Raw genomic sequence first — 219 nt, 5'->3', positions numbered from 1 at the left:
GCGAGGTCGACACGATCACGAGGAACGGCACACAGACCAGCAGCACGACCGCGACGAGGGCCACGGCTTTGGCGGCCTGGGTGACGGGCTTGGGCTTCTCCATCCAGCCGGGCCGCACATGGGCGCTCACTTGTAGACCCCCTGTTCCCCGAGCCGGTGGGCGACCTTGTTGGCCGCGTAGACGAGCAGGGCGCCGACCAGGCCCTTGAACAGGCCCGC

General features: G+C 69.4%; 2 pseudogenes. Both read right to left on the bottom strand.

Annotated features, from left to right (window positions below):
- A pseudogene (locus CCN51_RS59070) lies at window positions 1-130 on the bottom strand (carbohydrate ABC transporter permease); the annotation flags it as partial.
- Window positions 127-219 (bottom strand): annotated as a pseudogene (locus CCN51_RS59065) (sugar ABC transporter permease); the annotation flags it as partial. The pseudogenes CCN51_RS59070 and CCN51_RS59065, both read right to left, overlap by 4 nt.

The organism is Streptomyces milbemycinicus, from assembly GCF_002154605.1.
GTDB lineage: Bacteria > Actinomycetota > Actinomycetes > Streptomycetales > Streptomycetaceae > Streptomyces > Streptomyces milbemycinicus.
Note: the sequence above shows the minus strand (reverse complement) of the source record. Positions and strands in the feature narration are given on the sequence as shown.